The organism is Streptomyces sp. NPDC088554 (assembly GCF_044752945.1).
In the GTDB taxonomy this organism is placed as follows: domain Bacteria; phylum Actinomycetota; class Actinomycetes; order Streptomycetales; family Streptomycetaceae; genus Streptomyces.
Map to the genome: position 1 here is coordinate 1 of NZ_JBIVMF010000051.1, position 20,455 is coordinate 20,455.

16 protein-coding genes and 3 tRNA genes are annotated in these 20,455 nt (G+C 69.7%); 7 read left to right on the plus strand and 12 right to left on the minus strand.

Annotation, left to right across the window (positions count from 1 at the left end; all coding sequences use genetic code 11):
- Positions 1-169 precede the first annotated feature (169 nt).
- Together ACIP8W_RS30905 and ACIP8W_RS30910 are read left to right on the plus strand one after the other, a co-directional pair.
- The gene (locus tag ACIP8W_RS30905) at positions 170-400 is read left to right on the plus strand and encodes a hypothetical protein (protein ID WP_402205678.1); all 231 of its coding nucleotides are present in this window, start codon (positions 170-172) and stop codon (positions 398-400) included.
- Positions 401-1,094: 694 nt separating this feature from the next.
- A complete protein-coding gene (locus tag ACIP8W_RS30910) occupies positions 1,095-1,385 on the plus strand; it encodes a hypothetical protein (RefSeq protein WP_402205680.1) in 291 nt (96 codons plus the stop codon).
- Between the two features lie 86 nt (positions 1,386-1,471).
- Here the strand turns inward: ACIP8W_RS30910 and ACIP8W_RS30915 are convergent, their stop codons facing one another.
- The 4 genes from ACIP8W_RS30915 to ACIP8W_RS30930 all read right to left on the minus strand — a co-directional run bounded on the left by ACIP8W_RS30915 (position 1,472) and on the right by ACIP8W_RS30930 (position 3,270).
- Complete coding sequence (locus ACIP8W_RS30915; RefSeq protein ID WP_402205681.1) at positions 1,472-2,707, minus strand: tyrosine-type recombinase/integrase; 1,236 nt, start codon at positions 2,705-2,707, stop codon at positions 1,472-1,474.
- Between the two features lie 104 nt (positions 2,708-2,811).
- Positions 2,812-2,885 (minus strand) — tRNA-Ile (locus ACIP8W_RS30920).
- 234 nt (positions 2,886-3,119) lie between these two features.
- Positions 3,120-3,192: transfer RNA gene (locus ACIP8W_RS30925), tRNA-Asn, on the minus strand.
- A 5-nt stretch (positions 3,193-3,197) separates the two neighbouring features.
- Positions 3,198-3,270, minus strand: a tRNA-Asn gene (locus ACIP8W_RS30930).
- A 197-nt stretch (positions 3,271-3,467) separates the two neighbouring features.
- Between ACIP8W_RS30930 and ACIP8W_RS30935 the strand changes: the two genes are divergently transcribed.
- The 4 genes from ACIP8W_RS30935 to ACIP8W_RS30950 all read left to right on the plus strand — a co-directional run bounded on the left by ACIP8W_RS30935 (position 3,468) and on the right by ACIP8W_RS30950 (position 9,480).
- Positions 3,468-3,791, plus strand: coding sequence for a YtxH domain-containing protein (locus ACIP8W_RS30935; RefSeq protein WP_401957863.1), 324 nt, complete (start codon positions 3,468-3,470; stop codon positions 3,789-3,791).
- Between the two features lie 211 nt (positions 3,792-4,002).
- Entirely contained in the window at positions 4,003-5,454 is a 1,452-nt protein-coding gene (locus ACIP8W_RS30940; RefSeq protein ID WP_401957841.1) for an FGGY family carbohydrate kinase, read from the plus strand.
- 370 nt (positions 5,455-5,824) lie between these two features.
- Entirely contained in the window at positions 5,825-7,558 is a 1,734-nt protein-coding gene (locus tag ACIP8W_RS30945) for an ABC transporter ATP-binding protein (RefSeq protein WP_401957844.1), read from the plus strand.
- Positions 7,558-9,480: an ABC transporter ATP-binding protein gene (locus ACIP8W_RS30950; RefSeq protein ID WP_401957846.1), complete on the plus strand. Its 1,923-nt coding sequence runs from the start codon at positions 7,558-7,560 to the stop codon at positions 9,478-9,480. The genes ACIP8W_RS30945 and ACIP8W_RS30950 overlap by 1 nt, the downstream gene beginning before the upstream one ends.
- Before the next feature lie 68 nt (positions 9,481-9,548).
- On the opposite strand, the gene ACIP8W_RS30955 is transcribed toward ACIP8W_RS30950, so the two are convergent.
- The 7 genes from ACIP8W_RS30955 to ACIP8W_RS30985 form a co-directional block, all read right to left on the minus strand.
- Positions 9,549-10,538, minus strand: coding sequence for an RNA polymerase sigma factor (locus ACIP8W_RS30955; protein WP_401957864.1), 990 nt, complete (start codon positions 10,536-10,538; stop codon positions 9,549-9,551).
- 167 nt (positions 10,539-10,705) lie between these two features.
- Complete coding sequence (dnaG, locus tag ACIP8W_RS30960) at positions 10,706-12,610, minus strand: DNA primase (RefSeq protein ID WP_401957848.1); 1,905 nt, start codon at positions 12,608-12,610, stop codon at positions 10,706-10,708.
- 111 nt (positions 12,611-12,721) lie between these two features.
- Positions 12,722-13,990, minus strand: a complete 1,269-nt coding sequence (locus ACIP8W_RS30965; RefSeq protein ID WP_401957850.1) for an NAD(P)/FAD-dependent oxidoreductase — start codon at positions 13,988-13,990, stop codon at positions 12,722-12,724.
- A gap of 204 nt (positions 13,991-14,194) precedes the next feature.
- Positions 14,195-15,586: a deoxyguanosinetriphosphate triphosphohydrolase gene (locus tag ACIP8W_RS30970; RefSeq protein ID WP_402205685.1), complete on the minus strand. Its 1,392-nt coding sequence runs from the start codon at positions 15,584-15,586 to the stop codon at positions 14,195-14,197.
- 73 nt (positions 15,587-15,659) lie between these two features.
- Positions 15,660-16,394 carry a sirohydrochlorin chelatase gene (locus ACIP8W_RS30975; RefSeq protein ID WP_402205687.1) on the minus strand — a complete coding sequence of 245 codons (735 nt, stop codon included), beginning with the start codon at positions 16,392-16,394 and terminating at the stop codon, positions 15,660-15,662.
- A gap of 324 nt (positions 16,395-16,718) precedes the next feature.
- On the minus strand, positions 16,719-17,042 hold the full coding sequence (locus ACIP8W_RS30980) for a hypothetical protein (protein WP_402205689.1): 324 nt from the start codon (positions 17,040-17,042) through the stop codon (positions 16,719-16,721).
- Positions 17,042-18,226, minus strand: coding sequence for an NAD(P)-binding protein (locus ACIP8W_RS30985; RefSeq protein WP_402205691.1), 1,185 nt, complete (start codon positions 18,224-18,226; stop codon positions 17,042-17,044). The genes ACIP8W_RS30980 and ACIP8W_RS30985 overlap by 1 nt, the downstream gene beginning before the upstream one ends.
- Before the next feature lie 568 nt (positions 18,227-18,794).
- Between ACIP8W_RS30985 and ACIP8W_RS30990 the strand changes: the two genes are divergently transcribed.
- Entirely contained in the window at positions 18,795-19,229 is a 435-nt protein-coding gene (locus ACIP8W_RS30990; RefSeq protein ID WP_401957858.1) for a VOC family protein, read from the plus strand.
- Positions 19,230-19,398: 169 nt separating this feature from the next.
- Here ACIP8W_RS30990 and ACIP8W_RS30995 read toward each other — a convergent pair whose 3' ends face one another.
- Complete coding sequence (locus ACIP8W_RS30995) at positions 19,399-19,950, minus strand: hypothetical protein (protein ID WP_401957860.1); 552 nt, start codon at positions 19,948-19,950, stop codon at positions 19,399-19,401.
- Positions 19,951-20,455 lie beyond the last annotated feature (505 nt).

Here is a 20,455-nt window from a genome sequence, read left to right on the forward strand (position 1 = left end):
AGCCTGAAGAACTCCCATCATCGCAGGTCACAAGGCACTTCCTCGTTCTCCTGAAAGTTATCCACAGGCATCACGTCGGTGGATCGAGGCTAAGGCGAAGGAGGAAGCCGACGTCACGGCACGGGAGGCTGCTGCTGTAGTCCTGCGGCTGTTCGACAACGACGCCGAGTTGGTCTCGGAACTGCTGGGCGTCCCGGCGGAGGAGCTGGAACGCGAGGCGAAGCCTGTTACCGCCGCTCGGGCGAAGGAGATCATCGAATCGCTGCGAGCCCGCGCCGAGCGGCCCCGCACTACCCGAACCCGTAAGCCTCGGGCGGATGCGGCAGACGCGGCTTCCTCGACCTCGGGCACCCCGGCCCCGGTCGTCACCGCGGACGGCAGCCGGGCTGATGCCGCCTGAGAACGACATCGGGCCCGGACTCTTCCCGCTCGTGGCGGTGAACGGGTCCGGGCCCGTTCACGTTGACGAGCAACTTTCCCTCATCGGTGAGCCAACGCCCGTCCGTATACCGGCCGTTGAGTGGATGTCCTGGCTGGCCAACGAGTCCGTTCGGGCCCGGTACTGGGCAAAGGTCTACCGAACCTCGTCAACCGAGGACTGCTGGTTCTTCTTCGGCGGGATCTCCAGCACCGGCCACGCCAGCTTCAGGGCGGCGTCGCGGCCGGGCAGGACGCGACGCGGCACGGTGCCGGGCCACCTCTACGGGTACCAGCTCGCGCATGGTGTCATCCCTCGGCTCGGCTGGGGTACCGACAGCCCGACTGTCTGCCACACCTGCGACAACCACTCCTGCCAGCAGCCGACGCATCTGCGACTGGGGACAGCGGCGGAGAACCGGGCCGAATGGCTGGCCCGCCGCAGAGACCCGGGTAGCCCCCTCGCAGACCTTCGCGGCCCGGCCGGACGCTCCCGCGCCATAGGTACCGCTATCCGCGCCGGCCGGAACGGCGGGGAGTCCGAAGCGGAGATCGCAGCACGCATCTGTGCGGCGATTGCGGCGGGCCGCCCCCTCAGCCTCTGGTGACGACTGACCACCACCGACCGATCCACCTCTGGAGAAGACGTGAGACCCGCTGGACCACACCGCGCCCTCGTGTACGTGCTGAACGGACGCTGGCGCCTGATTGTGGCACCGCTTGCCTCCGAGGAACGTGAGGTCCGTGTCGAGGACCCCAACCCTGTGCGGCAACTCGTCGTCCGTGATCTGGGGCCGGCGGACTCGGGCCTCGCCCCCGCATCGTTCGGACATCGTCTGATCGAGAACGGGTTCATCATCGACCCGGCGGAGCGCGAAAAGCCCAACACTGTCAACGGCTGGTCGTCGACGGATGCCCCCAGTGGATGGAGCACAGTCTGCTACCCCATGCCCCAGATCGTCAGCTAACCAAGCAATCGACAGGAGGCCGAACACCACAGCAGGTGTCCGGCCTCCCTTCATCCTGAAGAACCTTCAAGCATCCTGAAGAACCTTCAAGCCACCTTGGCGAGGTCCTGTGAAATCGCAGCGCCCATCGCCCACTCGACAGCGGCCACAACCTCATCGTCCGAGGCCTCCAGCAAGTGTCCGTACCGGTCGACGGTCGTTGTGATCGACTCGTGGCCCAGACGGGCCTGTATCACCGGCAGCGGTACCTTGCCGGCGATGAGCCAGGAAGCGTGCGTGTGGCGCAGGTCGTGGATACGCGGACGCTTGGTGAGGCCGACCGCGTTGGCTGCGTCCAGGGCGGGCTTCCAGCGGTGTGCATAGAAGACTCCGGAGTGCCAGGCTCCGCCCTCTGGCGCGGTGAAGACCAGGTCGGTCGGCTTCTTCCCCAAGCAGCGCCGCTGGAACAACTGCACCTGCTCCGGGGTGAGCACGAGGGTGCGGCGTGACTTCTTCGTCTTAGGGGCGCCGAGGAAAGTCCCCCCTTCACCTCGCCGCTTCCAGGCGCGCTGTACGCGGAGCGTCGGCCGCTTCGACGCGAAGGTGAAGTCCCGGGGCTGTAGTGCCGTCATCTCACCCCACCGGAGGCCAGTGCTCACCAAAGCATCGACGATGTCGACAGCGTCGGCACGCACATGCGTCTTGAGGAGGGCGTACTCCTCAGGTTCGAGGAAGACCTCGTCATCCTCGGTGTCGTTTCCCTTGGGCAAGCGAGTGTGGGCGCACGGGTTCGAGTCACGCAAGGCAGGGTCGGCGCTCACTGCGGACTGGAAAATGCTGTAGAGCAAGCCGTGAAGGTTGGCGATCGTCTTTGGCGCGTAGGGCCGACGCACTGTGCCCGCGGGGTGCAGGGGGCCGGTCCTTCCGTTTTGAAGGTCCAGAATCCACCGGCTGATGTGGTCTCGGGTGAGCCTGCTCCCCCGGTCGGAGACCGACAGCTCGCCGAACCACGGGATCATGTGGTTATCAATGAACCTGGTGTAGTTAGTTCTGGTGTGGTCGGATATGTCCGTCAACAGCCCCACGTAGGCGTGCGCGTAGACCGCGAACTTCTCCGAGTCCGGCAGCGGGGGCTCGTCTGCCTCAACGAATCCCTCTCCCTTGACCCACCCCGGCGGCCATTGCTGTCCGTGACCGTTGACCAGGTCGCGGAACCGCTTCGCCTGGTCGTCATTGTCGAAGGTCTCGCGGCACCAAGCCCCTGTCCGGGAGCCGCCGGCCCTCCACATGACGGTGTACGAGGGGTCTCCGGACTGCCGGGCATTGGTCTTGATGTAAGCCATGAGAGTAAGCGTACGAGGCATCGGTGCGGCGTTCGTGCGGCGAATACCTCGTGTGCGCTAGCGTAAAACCTGTGTTTTCGCAGGTCACGACGTTTCTGCTGGAGTGGGGCGGGTGGGACTCGAACCCACGACCGACGGATTATGAGTCCGCTGCTCTAACCGGCTGAGCTACCGCCCCTTACGGCGCGTCGCGCACATTTGTGCGCGCCGTCTGCCGCAGCATAGCCGCTCATACGATCTCCTGCCTCGGATGGTCGGCTTCACTTGACCATGAAGACCTCGTCACGTGCCGCTCGGTTCCGTCGTGGCCCAAGTCCATCCGTACGAGGGACTCATGGGACGTGGGAGCGGTACGTGCGGGGGTCCGGTGGGCATACGAAAAAGGACCCCTAAGGGTCCCTTCCGTTTCCCGCTCCCCCGGCTGGACTCGAACCAGCAACCCTCCGGTTAACAGCCGAATGCTCTGCCAATTGAGCTACAGGGGATCGCGCTCCCCCGACTGGACTCGAACCAGTAACCTGCCGGTTAACAGCCGGCTGCTCTGCCAATTGAGCTACAGGGGATTGCTGCGTTTGCGCCGAACGCACCCCCTCCGGTGGCCCCGGGCGGCGCGCGTTCGCTGCGACACATACATTAGCGCAAGCAGGGGGGTGCTCCGCCAATCGGTATCGACCCGGGTCGCCTCGGGTGACGCGGGGGGCTCTACGGGGTAGGCGGGGGAAGCGAAGCCAAGGAAGCCAAGAGGAGAAGGGTGGCAGCCATGCGGTACCGCCTCACGTTCGTCGCGGGACTGGCTTGCGGATACGTGCTCGGCGCGCGTGCGGGGCGCGAGCGCTACGAGCAGCTCAGGAAGACGGTGCGCCAGGTCTCGCAGAATCCGGCCGTGCGCAACGCGGCCGAGTCCGCCGCGCAGACCGGCCGCGAGGTCGCGGGCAAGGCGTACCACTCGGTGAACGGCGCGGTCGGCGAGAAGCTCGGGGACAGGTTCGGGGACAAGCTGCCCGACTCGGTCGCCCGGCGCGTGCGCTCGCTCCGGGAACGGAGCCAGAACGGTCAGGACGACTGGGGGACGAGCAATACCTGACCTCCCCGGCGGCCCTCCCGTCCCGGCGTCGCCCATCGCGCCGGGAGTGCGGCAGAATCGAGTGTCATGACTCCTCCCCCTCCTCAGCCGGAGGGGGCGAAGCCAGGGCCTGCCCGGCACCTCACGGTGCGACACAAACCGTAGAGCAGTGGTAACGCTCCGCACCATTTGAGCCGAGGGATCGCAGTCCCCCACCGGCCGAGGAGTACCGATGGGAATAGTCGCCGGGTTGGACAGCTCGTCCGGGTTCACGCGGGTCGTCGTCTGCGACTCCGAGACCGGCGCCGTGCTGCGGCAGGGTTACGCCCCTCATCCCGTCGAGCCCAAGGCCACCGAGGTCGATCCACAGGCCTGGCTGCTGTCCCTGGGCGAGGCCGCGTCCGGCGGGCTGCTGGAGGGCGTGCAGGCCATCGGCGTCTCGGCGCAGCAGCACGGCATGGTGGCGCTGGACCGGCAGGGCAATGTCGTACGTCCCGCCCTGCTCGGCAACGACAAGCGCGCGCAGGTCGCCGCGGCGGATCTGGTGGACGCGCTGGGCGGGCGGCAGGCCTGGGTGGAGGCCGTCGGATCCGTACCGCAGTCGGCGCAGCTGGTGTCCAAGCTGCGGTGGATGGCGCGGACCGAGCCGGACGCGGCGCAGCGCACCGCGCTGGTGATGCAGCCGCACGACTGGCTGGTCTGGCAGTTGCTGGGGCGGCCCGCGCGGCGGACGACCGACCGGGGCGCCGCGTCGGGGACGGGGTACTGGTCCGCCCGTACGGGCGCGTACCGGCAGGATCTGGTGGAGTTGGCGCTCGGGCACCAGGCCGCGCTGCCCGATGTGCTGGGTCCGGCGGACGCCGCCGGGACCACGCCCGAGGGGCTGCTGATCTCCGCGGGGACCGGCGAGACCATGGCCGCCGCCTTCGGGCTCGGGGTCGGGGTCGGGGACGCCGTGGTGTCGCTGGGGGCCTCCGGCTCGGTGATGGCCGTGCACCACGAGGCGGCGGCCGATCCCTCGGGTCTGATCACCTCCTTCGCGGACGCGACGGGCATGCATCTGCCGGTCGTCCATACGCTCAACGCCGTACGGACCCTGCGCGGTACGGCGGAACTTCTGGGCACCACGGATCTGGCCGAGCTGTCCGAACTGGCGCTGAAGTCCACGCCCGGCTCCTCGGGGCTGGTGTTCCTGCCGTACCTGGAGGGCGAGCGGACCCCGCAGCTGCCGCACACGGCGGGCACGCTGACCGGGCTGCGGCGCGAGTCGATGAAGCCGGAACATCTGGCGCGGGCCGCGTTCGAGGGGATGCTCTGTTCGCTCGCGGACGCGATGGACGTACTGCGCGGGCGGGGGGTCGAGGTACGCCGGGTGTTCCTGCTCGGCGCCGCCGCCGAGCTGCCCGCCGTACAGGCCGTGGCCCCGGCGATCTTCGGCGCGCAGGTGGTCGTACCGCAGCCGGCGGACTACACGGCGATCGGTTCGGCGCGGCAGGCGGCCTGGGCGCTCGGGGTGTCGCGCGGGACACTCACGCCCGCGGCCCCGCCGGCCTGGCAGGGCGCGGCGGCGCAGGTCTTCGAGCCGGGTGAGGACGTGGCGGTCGGTACGGCCGTACGACAGCAGTACGCGGCCACGCGCGAGCAGATCCACCCCGGCGCGTTCGGGCCGGGCCTCGGGGTGTGAGGTGTCCGGTCTCGGGGTGTGAGTGCCCGGCGCTCGTGGGGTGTGAGGGGGCGGGCGCCGGTACGTAAGGTGCCCGGCGCTCGTGGCGTGTGAGGGGGCGGGCGCCGATACGTGAGGCACCCGGCGCTCATGGCGTGTGAGGGGGCGGGCACCGATACGTGAGGTGCCCGGCGCTCGTGGGCTGTGAGGGGGCGGGCGCCGATACGTGAGGTGGTGGGGCGCGGGGGGTGAGGTGGTCGGTGAGCGTTCTTGACTCGGCCTTGGACATTAACCCTTGGGGTTCCACGCGCCAGTTGACGCAAGATGGGTGAAGCCCCGATCTTGCCGATCCCGAGCCGACAGCCGCCCGAGCCGACCCCGAGAGAACCCCGTGCTCCTACGACTTCTGCGAGCCCACCTGGCTCCGTACAAGAGACCGATAGCCCTGCTGGTGGCGCTTCAGCTGGCGCAGACGTGCGCCACGCTCTATCTGCCCACCCTCAACGCCGACATCATCGACAACGGGGTGGTGAAGGGGGATTCGGGCTACATCCTGGGACTCGGCGCCCTGATGATCGCCATCAGTGTCGTCCAGGTGATCTGCAACATCGGCGCCGTCTACTACGGCGCGCGGACCGCCTCCGCGCTCGGCCGGGATGTGCGGGCCGCCGTCTTCGGGCGGGTGCAGAGCTTCTCCGCCCGCGAGGTGGGGCAGTTCGGAGCCCCCTCGCTGATCACTCGTACCACCAATGACGTCCAGCAGGTGCAGTCGCTGGTCCTGATGTCGTTCACGCTGATGGTGTCCGCGCCCATCATGTGTGTCGGCGGGATCGTGATGGCGCTCGGCCAGGACGTCCCGCTCTCGGCGGTGCTGCTGGCCGTCGTGCCGCTGCTCGGGATATCCGTCAGCCTGATCGTCAGGCGGATGCGGCCGCAGTTCCGCACCATGCAGACGCGGCTGGACACGGTCAACCGGGTGCTGCGCGAGCAGATCACCGGGAACCGGGTGATCAGGGCGTTCGTCCGGGACGACTACGAGAAGGAACGGTTCCGCGGGGCCAACATCGAGCTGACCGATGTCGCGCTGTCGACCGGCCGGCTGATGGCGCTGATGTTCCCGACCGTGATGACGGTCGTGAACCTGTCGTCGATCGCCGTGGTCTGGTTCGGCGCGCACCGGATCGACAGCGGCGGGATGGAGATCGGCGCGCTGACCGCGTTCCTCGCGTATCTGATGCAGATCGTGATGGCCGTGATGATGGCCACCTTCATGTTCATGATGGTGCCGCGCGCCGAGGTGTGCGCCGAGCGCATCGAAGAAGTGCTGGACACCAGGTCGAGCGTCGTACCGCCGGAGAATCCGGTACGCGGGCTGCTCGGGCACGGGCAGCTGGAGATCCGGGAGGCGGAATTCCGCTTCCCCGGGGCCGAGGAGCCGGTGCTGCGCGAGGTGTCGCTGGTCACGCGGCCCGGGGAGACCACCGCGGTCATCGGGTCGACGGGCAGCGGGAAGTCCACGCTGCTCGGGCTCGTACCGCGGCTGTTCGACGCGACCAGCGGGTCGGTGCTCGTCGACGGGCGGGATGTGCGCGAGCTGGATCCGGCGCTGCTGGCCAGGACCGTGAGTCTGGTGCCGCAGAAGCCGTACCTGTTCTCCGGGACGGTCGCGACGAACCTGCGGTACGGGAACCCCGACGCGACCGACGAGGAGCTGTGGCACGCCCTGGAGGTCGCCCAGGCCAAGGAGTTCGTCACGGCCCTGGAAGGCGGGCTCGACGCGCCCATCGCCCAGGGCGGCACCAATGTCTCCGGCGGCCAGCGGCAGCGGCTCGCGATCGCGCGGACGCTGGTGCAGCGGCCGGAGATCTATCTGTTCGACGACTCGTTCTCGGCGCTGGACTACGCGACGGACGCCGCACTGCGCGGGGCGCTCGCGCGGGAGACGGCGGGGGCGACCGTCGTGATCGTCGCGCAGCGGGTCTCCACCATCCGGGACGCCGACCGGATCGTGGTCATGGACGAGGGCAGGGTCGTCGGGGTGGGACCGCATCACGAGCTGATGGCTTCGAACGAGACATACCGGGAGATCGTGCTCTCCCAGCTGACCGAGGCGGAGGCTGCCTGATGAGCGGTCCTGGCGGACACATGACGGCGGCGAGCACCGCGCGGTCCATGGACTTCAAGGGATCCAGCAGGCGACTGCTCCGGCTCCTCGTCCTGGAGCGGACCACCCTGTGGTGGATGTTCGGGGCGGGCGCGCTGAGCGTCGCCCTGTCGGTCGTCGGGCCGAAGATCCTCGGGCGGGCGACAGACCTGATCTTCGCGGGGGTCATCGGCCGGCAGACCGCGGGAGGCGTGACCAGGGCACAGACCATCGACGGGCTGCGCGCCAAGGGCGACAGCGGCCTCGCCGATCTGCTCTCCGGGGTGGACTTCACCCCCGGCCGGTCCATCGACTTCGGCGCGGTGGGCACGGTCCTGCTGGTGGCGCTGGTGGTGTATGTGGGCGCCGGGCTGCTGATGCTGGTGTCGACCCGGCTCTCCATCCGGGTCATCAACCACACGATGTACCGGATGCGCGAGGACATACAGGCCAAGCTGTCCCGGCTGCCGCTGTCGTACTTCGACCGGCGGGCGCGCGGCGAGGTGCTCAGCCGGGCGACGAACGACATCGACAACATCTCGCAGACCTTGCAGCAGACCATGGGGCAGCTGGTCAACTCCCTGCTGACGATCGTGGGCGTCATCTCGATGATGTTCTGGATCTCGCCGCTGCTGGCGCTGGTCGCGCTGGTGACCGTACCGCTGTCGGTGTTCGTGGCGGCGCGGATCGGCAAGCGGTCGCAGCCGCAGTTCGTCCAGCAGTGGAAGGTCACGGGCACGCTCAACGCCCATGTGGAGGAGATGTACACCGGGCACGCCCTGGTGAAGGTCTTCGGGCGGCACCAGGAGTCGGCCGAGGCGTTCCGCGAGCAGAACGACCTGCTGTACGAGGCGGGCTTCAAGGCACAGTTCATCAGCGGGATCATGCAGCCGCTGATGTTCTTCATCTCCAACCTGAACTATGTGCTGGTCGCGGTCGTCGGCGGATTGCGGGTGGCGTCCGGGACGCTGTCGATCGGTGACGTACAGGCGTTCATCCAGTACTCGCGGCAGTTCTCGATGCCGCTGACCCAGGTCGCGTCGATGGCGAACCTGGTGCAGTCCGGGGTGGCCTCCGCCGAGCGGATCTTCGAGCTGCTGGACGCGGAGGAGCAGGAGCCCGACGCGCCGTCGATCGAGCGGCTGCGCGAGCCGTTGGGGCGGGTGGCGCTTGAGCGGGTGTCGTTCCGGTACGAGCCGGATTCACCGTTGATCGAGAAGCTGTCGCTGTCGGTGGATCCGGGGCAGACGGTCGCGATCGTCGGTCCGACCGGTGCGGGGAAGACCACGCTGGTCAATCTGCTGATGCGGTTCTACGAGGTCACCGGTGGCCGGATCACCCTGGACGGCACCGACATCGCCCGCATGTCCCGCGAGGAGCTGCGCTCCGGGATCGGCATGGTCCTCCAGGACACCTGGCTCTTCGGCGGGACCATCGCCGACAACATCGGCTACGGCGCCTCCCGCGACGTCACCCGCGACGACATCGAGGAAGCCGCCAGAGCCGCCCACGCCGACCGCTTCATCCGCACCCTCCCCGACGGCTACGACACCGTCATCGACGACGAAGGATCCGGCGTCAGCGCCGGCGAGAAACAGCTCATCACCATCGCACGCGCCTTCCTCTCCGACCCGGTCATCCTCGTCCTCGACGAAGCCACCAGCTCCGTCGACACCCGCACCGAAGTCCTCATCCAGAAAGCCATGGCCCGCCTCGCCCACGGCCGCACCAGCTTCGTCATCGCCCACCGCCTCTCCACCATCCGCGACGCCGACCTCATCCTCGTCATGGAAAACGGCGCCATCGTCGAACAAGGCACCCACGAACACCTCCTCACCGCACAAGGCGCCTACGCACGCCTCTACGCATCACAGTTCGCGCAGGCGGTGGCTGAGGTGGATTAGCCGGTACGAGCGGATCGGCCGCCATGAACGGATCAGTCGGTACGAGCGGATCAGCCGGTACGAAACAGTCAGTCCAGGTAGCCGCGGAGCTGGTCGGCGTAGGTGTGGTCGCGGAGTTTGCCCAGGGTCTTCGACTCGATCTGGCGTATGCGCTCACGGGTCACGCCGAAGATCCGGCCGATCTCCTCCAGGGTGCGGGGCCTGCCGTCGTCGAGTCCGTACCGTAACTGGACGACCTTGCGTTCGCGTTCGCCGAGGGTGGAGAGGACGGCCTCCAGATGCTCGCGCAGCAGCAGGAAGGCGGCGGATTCGACGGGGGACGCGGCGTCGCCGTCCTCGATCAGGTCGCCGAGCGCGACATCCTCCTCCTCGCCCACCGGGGTGTGCAGGGAGACGGGCTCCTGGGCCAGTCTGAGCACCTCTCTGACCCGGCCGGGGTCCAGCTCCAGCTGGGCGCCGACCTCCTCGGGGGTCGGCTCCTGGCCGTGTTCCTGGACCATCCGGCGCTGGACGCGGACGACGCGGTTGATCAGCTCGACCACATGGACCGGGACCCTTATGGTGCGGGCCTGGTCGGCGAGGGCCCGGGACATGGCCTGGCGGATCCACCAGGTGGCGTACGTGGAGAACTTGTAGCCGCGCGCGTAGTCGAACTTCTCGACGGCCCTGATCAGGCCGAGGTTTCCCTCCTGGACGAGATCGAGCATGGTCAGCCCGCGGCCGACGTAGCGCTTGGCCACGGAGACGACCAGCCGCAGATTGGCCTCGATCAGTCTGCGCTTGGCCATCCGGCCCATCACGACCAGCCGGTCGAGGTCCAGGGCCAGCCGGGAGTCCAGGTCGGGGGTGGTGCTCAACTTCTCCTCGGCGAAGAGGCCGGCCTCGACCCGGCGGGCCAGCTCCACCTCGTCGGCGGCGGTGAGCAGCGGTATACGGCCTATCTCCCGCAGATACTGGCGGAACAGATCGGACGACGGTCCGCCGGAGTCGGCACGACTGCCCCGGGGGCCCGCGGGCTCGGGCACGAGCGCCACCTCCACGGGGTGCTCGGTGAGCATCTGGGTCTGCACGGGGAGCGACCTCCAGGGTGATCTCCGAAGAACTCAGGCACCACCCTCAGTGTGCGCCACGACACATCTCTGCCACGAGGGGCGTGCGGGGACTTTCTGCGTCCCGTACGTAACCGTGCCGTTATCCGTGGGGGGAACGGCGGACTTCCGGAGCGTCAGAGCGCGTCGGCGCCGCTGTTGCGCAGGGCCTGGCCGTACTGCTGGAGGATCCACAGATCCTTCTGCACGGCCGCGTAGTGGTCCGGGTCGGACTGGGTGCCCAGCCGGGTCAGGGTGCCGGTGATGTCCTGGATACGGCGGTCGACGGCACGCAGCCGGACCTGGACGAGCTGCTGTCCCGCGTAGATCTCGTCGATGCTCTTGCCCCGGAACACCTCCACCGCCAGCTCGGTGACCATCGCGCGCACCGCGTCGTTCGGCGCGGCCTCGCGGACCCGGGCCAGATACTCGGGGGCGGACTGGAGCCCGGACTCGGCACCGCCCGCCTCCTCGACGGCGCGGCGCACGGCGGCGTACGGCGGGGCGGTGAACTCGTCCTCGCCATAGGCGTCGAAGGCCGGGGAGACCAGCTCGGGCCGCTGGAGGGCGAGCTTGAGCAGCTCGCGCTCGGTGCGGTGGGCGGGGCTGCGGAGGGTGAGCGCGGGACCCGAGGGCCCGACGGGCGCGGTCGTACCGTACGACTGCTGCGGGCGGTGCTCGGGGGACGGGCCGGGGCCACGGCCGCCGCGGTCGCGGGCCCAGCGTGCCACCTGGCCGACGCGCTTGACGACGAACTGGGTGTCGAGGATGCCGAGGATGCCGGCGAGCTGGACCGCGACCTCGTGCTGCGAGGAGCCGTTCTTGATCCGGGCGACGATCGGGGCGGCCTCGTCCAGCGCCGCCGCCCGGCCCGCCGGGGTCTCCAGGTCGTACCGGGAGACGATCTGGCGGATCGCGAACTCGAAGAGCGGCGTGCGCGGTTCCGCCAGGTCCAGGACGGCCTGGTCGCCCTTGGCGAGCCGCAGCTCGCACGGGTCCATGCCGTCGGGGGCGATGGCGATATAGGTCTCGGCGGCGAACTTCTGGTCGTCCTCGAAGGCGCGCAGCGCGGCCTTCTGGCCTGCCGCGTCCCCGTCGAAGGTGAAGATCACCCGGGCGCTGCCGTTGTCCATCAGGAGCCGTCTGAGGATCTTGATGTGGTCGCCGCCGAAGGCCGTGCCACAGGTGGCGATGGCGGTGGTGACCCCGGCCAGATGGCAGGCCATCACGTCCGTGTACCCCTCGACGACGACCGCCCTGCTGGCCTTCGCGATGTCCTTCTTGGCCAGGTCCACGCCGTACAGGACCTGCGACTTCTTGTAGATCGCGGTCTCGGGGGTGTTCAGGTACTTCGGCCCGTTGTCGTCGTCGCGCAGCTTGCGCGCGCCGAAGCCGACGACCTCTCCCGAGATATCGCGGATGGGCCACATCAGCCGGCCGCGGAAGCGGTCGATCGGGCCTCGGCGGCCGTCCTGGGAGAGGCCGGAGAGCAGCAGCTCCTTGTCGGAGAAGCCCTTGCCGCGCAGGAAGCGGGTGAGGTGGTCCCAGCCGACCGGGCTGTAGCCGACACCGAAGTGCTCGGCCGCCGCCTGGTCGAAGCCGCGCTCGGCGAGGAACGCGCGGCCGATCTCGGCCTCGGCGCCGGACAGCTGCTCGCTGTAGAACTGGGCGGCGATCTTGTGCGCCTCGACCAGCCGGGTGCGCTCGCCGCGCTGGCTCGACGGGTTGTACCCGCCCTCCTCGTACCGAAGGGTGATGCCCGTCTGGGCGGCGAGGCGCTCGACCGTCTCGGAGAACGAGAGGTGGTCGATCTTCATCACGAAGGCGATGGTGTCCCCGCCCTCCTGGCAGCCGAAGCAGTGGAAGAGACCCTTGCTCGGACTGACCTGGAAGGAGGGGGACTTCTCGTCGTGGAAGGGGCAGAGGCCCTTCAGATTGCCGCCGCCGGCGCTGCGCAGCTGGAGGTATTCGGACACGACGGAGTCGATCGGGACCGCGTCCCGAACAGCCTTCACGTCGTCATCGTTGATCCTGCCTGCCACGCGTGAATTCTACGGGCCCGCACCGACATCCCCGGACCGGTCGGCGGTCCCGGTGGGTCAGGCGCGGTCCCCGCGGGCAGGCGCTGGGGTGTCTCGAACGGCTCCCCGCGGTCAGGTGCCGAGGGAGGCGAGCGGGACGCCCGGGTCGGCGAGGGCCTCCAGGTCCTGCCGCTCGCCGGAACGGATCAGCCGCTGGATGTCCTCGGTGACGTCCCAGACGTTGACGTTCATCCCGGCCAGCACCCTGCGGTCCTTCAGCCAGAAGGCGACGAACTCCCGCTTTCCCGCGTCGCCGCGTACGACCACCTGGTCGTACGAGCCGGGCGGCGCCCAGCCTGAGTACTCCAGGCCCAGGTCGTACTGGTCGGAGAAGAAGTACGGGATCCGGTCGTACGTGACGTCCTGGCCGAGCATGGCGCGGGCCGCCGCGGGGCCGCCGTTGAGTGCGTTGGCCCAGTGCTCCACCCGTACCCGGCCGGAGCCCGGGAAGGCCGGCAGGGGGAAGGAGGCCACGTCACCGGCGGCGAAGACATCGGGGTCGGAGGTGCGCAGGGAGGCGTCCACGGCGATGCCGCCGCCCTCCGCGCGGTCGGCGAGCGTGAGCCCGGCGGCCTCGGCGAGGGCCGTACGGGGCGCGGCGCCGATCGCGGCGAGCACGTCGTGCGCCGGGTGCTCCTCGCCGTCGTCCGTACGGGCCGCCAGGACCATGCCGTCCTGGCCGGTGATCCCGGTGAGCCGGGCGCCGAAGTGGAACCGTACGCCGTGCTCCTGGTGCAGATCGGTGAAGAGCTGGCCCAGCTCGGGGCCGATGACCCGGTGGAGCGGGGTGCTCTCGGGCTCGACGACGGTCACCTCGGCGCCGTAGCCCCGGGCCGCCGCCGCCACCTCCAGGCCGATCCAGCCCGCCCCCGCGATCACCAGATGGCCGTTGTCGCGGCCGAGGGCGGTCAGCACCTGGCGGAGCCGGTCCGCGTGGGCGAGCCTGCGCAGATGGTGGACGCCCGCCAGCTCCGTACCGGGGATGTCGAGGCGGCGCGGTTCGGCGCCGGTGGCCAGGAGGAGTTTGTCGTACCGCAGGGAGGTGCCGTCGCCGAGACGGACGCACCGGGCGTCCCGGTCGATGGCGGTGACGGTCTGGCCGAGGTGCAGCTCGACCTGGACCCCCGCGTACCAGGAGGGCTTCTGTACGAAGACGCTGTCCCGCTCCTCCTTGCCCGCCAGATAGCCCTTGGACAGCGGTGGGCGTTCATAGGGGTGGTCGCGCTCGTCGCCGATGAGGATCACCCGGCCGGTGAACCCCTCCGCGCGCAGGGTTTCCGCGGCCTTCGCCCCGGCCAGCCCGCCACCGACAATGACAAATGTCTGATGTGCGTCGACCACTTGATGCCTCCTCGTTGGTGCTGCCGCCATCTGCGAGCGTCCCGCACGGAGCGTGATGGCGAAAGAGGGAGCGCTCCACGGGCCTGTCTCACCGCCATGATCCGGCGCGATTCCGGCCGATCCGGTGCGATGCGGTCCGATCCGGCGTGTCCGGGGTTTCCCGGCACTCGCGGCAGGGTCGCCGGGAGCTGGGGGATCTGTGGGTCAGGTGTGGCGGGTGAGGCTGAGGTGGAGGGTGCGGGCCGCCGCGTCGGTGAGGGAGGCGATCTGGTCGACGATGACACGTTGACGCGCGCGGTCGTCAGGAGCGGTATCGAACAGCGCGCGGAACTGCGGGTCCAGCCCCTCGGGGGCGCGGGCCGTGAGCGCCCCGGCCAGCTCGGCCAGGACGACGCGCTGGTCGGCGCGGAGCGCCTCCTGGTCGGCGCGCTGCATGACGTAGCGGTCGGCGACGGCCTTGAGGACCGCGCACTCGTGGCGGGCGGCGCGCGGAACGACCAGTTCCGCCGCGTACCGGGTGAGCGGGCCCGTCCCGTACGCCCGGCGGGTGGCGTTCTCCGCGGCCTCGCAGAACCGGCCGATGAGCTGGCTGGTGGCGTCCTTGAGGCGGGACTGCGCGACGGCGGAGCCGTCATAGGCGTGCGGCCACCACTCCTGCGCCATGAGCCGGTCGAGCGCCTCGGCCAGCTCGTGGGGATCGGTGCCGTGCGGTACGTAACGGCCGATCGCCGCCGTCCAGATCTCGTGGCGTTCGGTCTCCGAGGAGAGCGCGGCGGGGTCGACGTGGCCCGCGTGCAGGGCGTCCTCGAAGTCGTGGACGGAGTAGGCGACATCGTCGGACCAGTCCATGACCTGCGCCTCGAAGCAGACGCGGTCGGCGGGCGCGCCCTCGCGTACCCAGGCGAAGACGGGCAGGTCGTCCTCGTACACGCCGAACTTCACCGAGCCGGGGTCGGTGGGGTGGGCGCCGCGCGGCCAGGGGTACTTGGTGGCGGCGTCGAGCGCGGCGCGGGTGAGGTTGAGGCCGACGCTGACCAGTTCGGCGCCGGGCGTCGCGGCGGATCGTACGAAACGTTTCGGCTCGATCCGGGTCAGCAGCCGGAGCGACTGCGCGTTGCCCTCGAAACCTCCGCAGTCGGCGGCGAAGTCGTTGAGCGCCTGCTCCCCGTTGTGGCCGAAGGGCGGGTGGCCCATGTCGTGGGAGAGGCACGCGGTCTCGACGAGATCCGGGTCGCAGCCGAGCGCGGCGCCCAGCTCACGGCCCACCTGGGCGCACTCCAGGGAGTGGGTCAGCCGGGTGCGCGGGCTCGCGTCCCACTCCTGGCTGTGCGATCCGGGCGTCACCACCTGGGTCTTCCCGGCGAGCCTGCGCAGCGCGGAGGAGTGCAGCACGCGCGCGCGGTCGCGCTGGAACGCGGTGCGGCCGGGGCGTTTGTCGGGCTCGGGGGCCCAGCGCTCGGTGGCGGCGGCGCGGTAGCCGTGGCCGCCGGCGTCGTGGTCGCTGTGGCTGCTGGTGTGGCCGCCGGCGTCGTGGTCGCTGTGGCTGCTGGTGTGGTCGCCGGTGTCGTTAGGGCCGTTGTGCGTGGTGCCTGCCATGGACCGACCGTAACCGGAAACCGGGTACGGACAGCGGGTTGCTACGCCGGGGTGAGCCGGCGGCGGGCCGTCGCTACGGCGACGCCAGGGCCTCGTCGTAGCGGTGGAGCAGCAGCCGGGCCATCGCGGGATGCGCGCCGAGCGGGGCGGCGGCGATCCAGGGGGCGGAGGCGGCGGCGCGGGTGGCGAAGTATCCGGGGGCGGTGAAGCAGGAGGCCACCGCCGTCCGGTGGCGGCCCCTGTCGGCGAGGGCGCGCAGCGCCTCGGGAACGGTGGGTGCGGCGGCGGAGGCGTAGGCGGGGACGACGGGCACGCCGCCGAGGCGCACGCTGAGCAGCTCGGCCGTGCGGCGGGTGTCCGCGGCGGACTCCGGGTCGCGCGATCCCGCGGCGGCCAGCACGACCCCGGTGCCGAAGCGCGCCCGGTAGGTGCGGTCGTCCGCGTCGTGGACGGGCCAGCCCGCCTCGACGAGACGCTCGTACAACGCCTCGACCAGCAGCGGATGCGGCCCGAGCGGAGCCGCGATCCGGGTGTCGAGCAGGGTCGCCCCGGCGGCGAACGCGGGCAGGTCCCGCTTGATGTGGACACCACGACCGAGCAGCAGGGGTACGAGGACGGCGCGGCCGGGGCCGAGCCCGTCGAGGGTGGCGGACAGCAGCGGCTCGCTGATCTCGATGTGGCCGAGGCGTACGTCCACGCCGGGGCGCAGTTCGCGGACGCGGTCGAGGAGCCTGGTGATGGTGCGCAGGGCGCGCGGGTCGCGGCTGCCGTGGGCGACCACGACGAGGGCGGGGCTGTCGCTGTGCATGCTCCGGCGGGTTCCGTTCCGTGCGACGTGGCCGAGCTGACGGCCCAGCTGTGCGGTGATACGGGCGAAGAGCCGGCCCGCGTGGTCCAGAGGTAACGCGGGCGGGTGCGGAGGGGTTACGAGAGGCGGCGCGGGGGCCGTCGGCGGCGGCCCCGCCGTGCCACCGGCTCGAACTGGGTCCAGTCGGCCCGCCGGCCGGGTGTGATGACGAGCAACAGCACCCGGCAGCGGCACGCTATTGCGGATGGGCTGCCGGGCCGGGTGCTCGCCTGTGACGGCGTGGGAGCAGGGCACTGGTAGTGCGGGGCCGGTGGGGCTGTGGGTCTATTTTTCGGCGTAGACGGCGAATCCGCGTTCGGGGGTTCTGCCGGTGAGCTGGAGGGCGGATTCCTTGGCGAACTGGAAGACGGCTCGGGCGAGGTCGGTGAGGAGCTGGGCGCGTTCGTGGTGGGGGAGGGCGGTCCACAGGGAGCGCAGGCCGATGGTGCGGGCGGCGGCGCGGCCGAATGTCCACAGTTCCCGGGGGCCGGCGCGCATGGTGTAGATCTTCTCGACCATCAGCGGGTCGGTCTCGCGGAACAGTTGTACGTATTTGTCGAGCTGGGCGACGGTGCCGAAGGCCAGGAAGCGGGTGGCCAGGCAGTTCATCAGGAACTCGGCGGGTTTGTTGTGCCCCTTCGGCAGACGGCGCAGGGACGCCTTGTCGAGGCGGTCCTGGTCGAGGAGTGGGGTGAGGCGGCGGCAGTAGGGGGCGTAGTTCTTGAGGATGAAGCTGGCTCCCCAGCCGCCGGGGGTGGTCCACAGTCCGGCGTCGCCGAATGAAGTCGACGCGGTCCTGGGCGAAGCTCTGGGAATCGGCGCCCGGAGGGGTAGTGGCCGAACTTGAACTCCTGCACCGTGGTGTCGCGGAACGCGGCGTTGCCCTCCTCCTCGTAGAGGATGCGCAGGAACTCGGCCTTCGCGACCTCCATGGACACCTGTTCGGGGCGGAGGTAGAGGATCAGGGGGAAGCTGGTGCGTTCGTCGAGGACCTCGTACTCGAAGACGGGGCGTCCCTCGTGGAGTGGGGTGTCGGGGTCGGCGTTGGTGTCGGCGAACGTCTGCCAGAGCATGTAGTCCCCGACCGCCATCTCGCTGCCCTTACCGGGTGGTTGGCCGATGTCGCCCTCGGGGTGCTCGACCAGCGCCCCGAAGACCGACCACCAGTACAGATGGGCCTGCTCGTCGGGGTAGACCTTGCGGATGTCGGAGTCGTGGCCGCTGGCGTCCAGCAGCAGACGGCACCGGTACGACTCGCTGAGCTCCTCCGCCCCCGCCGGGGCGGAGGCCGGCTCCGGCCGGCCGGCGGCGGTGCCGTTCTTGTCGGGGGTGGGCCGGAAGCGTACGACGACACCTCCGGGGACCGTGCGGTGGTTCTGGTAGAGCCGGCCCCGCAGAAAACGGGAGCCGTGGGTGCCGGCCACCAGTTTCCGCTCCCAGTGCTCGATCAGCTTGTACTCGTCCAGATAGGGGTAGCGGTCGCCGGGTTCCGCGTGGGCGAACTGGCGCGGCTCCCATGCCAGGTCGAACCGGTCGGTCGCACCCTTGCTCGCCCCGCTGAAGGTACGGATCAGATAGCGGCGGATACCGTGGGGTTTGCGGCAGTCGATCAGGTCCGGGTTGTCGTAGAGGCAGTCGTGCGGGCAGAACCACGACTTGTGCACCCGCCCCACCTTCGACTCCCCCAGAGCGTCGCTGCGCGGCGGACGGGCGTCGACCACCAGCACCGTGTACCGCTCCGCCAGCGTCGATGCCACCGCGAGCCCCGCCGGGCCCGCACCGACCACGATCACATCGACATCGACATCGAAACCGGAGCACCGCCCTCCCCCGCGGCCGGACCGTGCTGGCTGGACGGCTGCTTACGACTGTTACCACCACTGCGCACAGAGAACATCGCCGCACCTCACATGCGTCGGAAAGATCCCCGATCGTTCCCCGGCCGGGGCCTAACCCGACCCGCCCCACGCACAGCCCGCGTACGGCAGCGAAACACTCCCCTGACAGTGTCCTCCCGGCACACACCGACCGCACCCCGAACCACATCAGGGACCCGCTCACCACCGGACGCCCCGCGCCGTCGAGAACAGACGACGAGTGCCCTGTCAGCCCGGGGGCTCGCCCTTCCGCGCACGGGTCGCTGTGGCAGGACCCTGGCGCGGAGGATGTTCACCATCGCGCTGGGACACGTGCGCGTTGGGCCGGGGTGCCGGGGCGTGGCGCCGGTGGTCAGCAAAAACCCAGGCCGGTCCACCCGGCCGTCACCGGGGGGACCCAGGGCACTCCCGGCGCCCCGCGCCTCCGAGCCAGGGATCGCGTTCCCGCCCCCGCCTGAAGACCGGAATCTGCGAAGATCAGGGGATGGCATCGATCAAGCAGTTCCAAGTCACCTTCGACTGCGCGGACCCTGAGCGCGTCGCTCGTTTCTGGTGCGAGGCGTTGGGGTACGTCGTACCGCCGCCGCCGGAGGGGTTTGCCAGTTGGGGCGATTTCGACCGCTCGCTGCCGTCTGAGCGTCAGGGTTCGGCGTTCGCCTGCGTTGACCCCTCCGCTGTGGGCCCGCGACTGTTCTTCCAGCGTGTTCCCGAAGGAAAGGTCGTCAAGAATCGGCTGCACCTTGACGTGCGGGTCGGCACCGGGCTCGTAGGCGAAGAGCGCCTCGCCGCGCTGGAGGCCGAGTGCGCACGGCTGATCCCGCTCGGCGCGGTACGCGTACGGCTGCTGCGTGCCGATGGCTTCAACGAGTCGTGCCTCGTGATGCAGGACATCGAGGGCAACGAGTTCTGTCTCGACTGAGCGGGGTCGGGTTTCCGGGTGGTGGTTACGCGCCGAGCCGAAGCATGATGGTTGTCACCAAGGCAGACGGGCTGTCACCGGACCCGTCGGAACCCGGGGCGGTCGGCATGCCCGCAGCCGCGCCCTGCCCGTCGGTTCCCGAGGACGTGGCGCGGCTGCGGGCCGGCGGCTACAGCAGGGCGACCGAGCTCGCCCGGTCGTTCATCGCGTCCCCGACGTACGAGGTCGACTGCTGGTACTCCTGGTGGGTACCGGCGGTGTTGGGCGCATCCCACAGCTCCAGCGAGCAGGACAGCGTGGTCAGCGAGCTGACGGAGTTGTTGAAGATGCCTCCGAGGTTGAGCTGGGAGTCCCGGCCGTTGCCGCTCAGGCAGGCCCTCTCGCCAGTTATGACAAGGGCGGAGCCGCCGTAGTTCGAGTTCGTGTAGACGACGCCGAGCTGCACGGCCTGCACCCCTGCGGTGGCCGATAAGCCCGTGAGACGGTCGGCCAGCTTCTGGTCGATGTGCTTCCCCGACAGCGGCGCGTTGGTGATGCGTCCGTTGGTGGAGGAAGCGATCGCCTCGCGGAACGTGCTGTAGCACTGCATGCTGCCTGAATCGATGTTGAGCACGCAGTTCTCCGGGGCGGCGGGCGCGGCGTTCGCGGTGGCAGCGGCCGCGCCCAGGGCGAGCATGGTGGCTGCCGCAGCGACCGCGATACGTGAGGTACGAGCAAACATGGGTCATCCCTGTCTCATGGATGTTCTACCGACACCGTGGATGCTTTCGCCCCCGTCCCGCACGGACCAGGGACACATCCAGCCAGAGCCGGTTCATGAGATACGAATTGCCGCGGTTCCTCGGAGAGACGCGCCGCGCCATGTACGGTCCCTGACCTGCCTCGACTCACTGCACAGACCAGCGGCAAGAACCCGGGAAAGGCACCGGAGAACTCGACTCGAATTGTTCGGGGCCGCAGCTTCAGGGCCAGCACGCCCCGCACAGCCCGGCTCCGACCGGCACCGACCGGCACCGACCGGCACATAACGCCCGAGCTGATCCGAAAAAGACGGCCCAGCAGTCCGCAGGCAGCCGATACAGCTCGGGTGAGCGACGCTGCGTAACGGCGACACTTACCGCGCTTCGGCTCACGCGCCCGCGCCGACGAGGTCGCCTGGTTCGGCCAGGTCCCGCAGTGCCTCGTGGAACGCGTCTTCCATCACGTTCACGAACTGGTGACCCCGC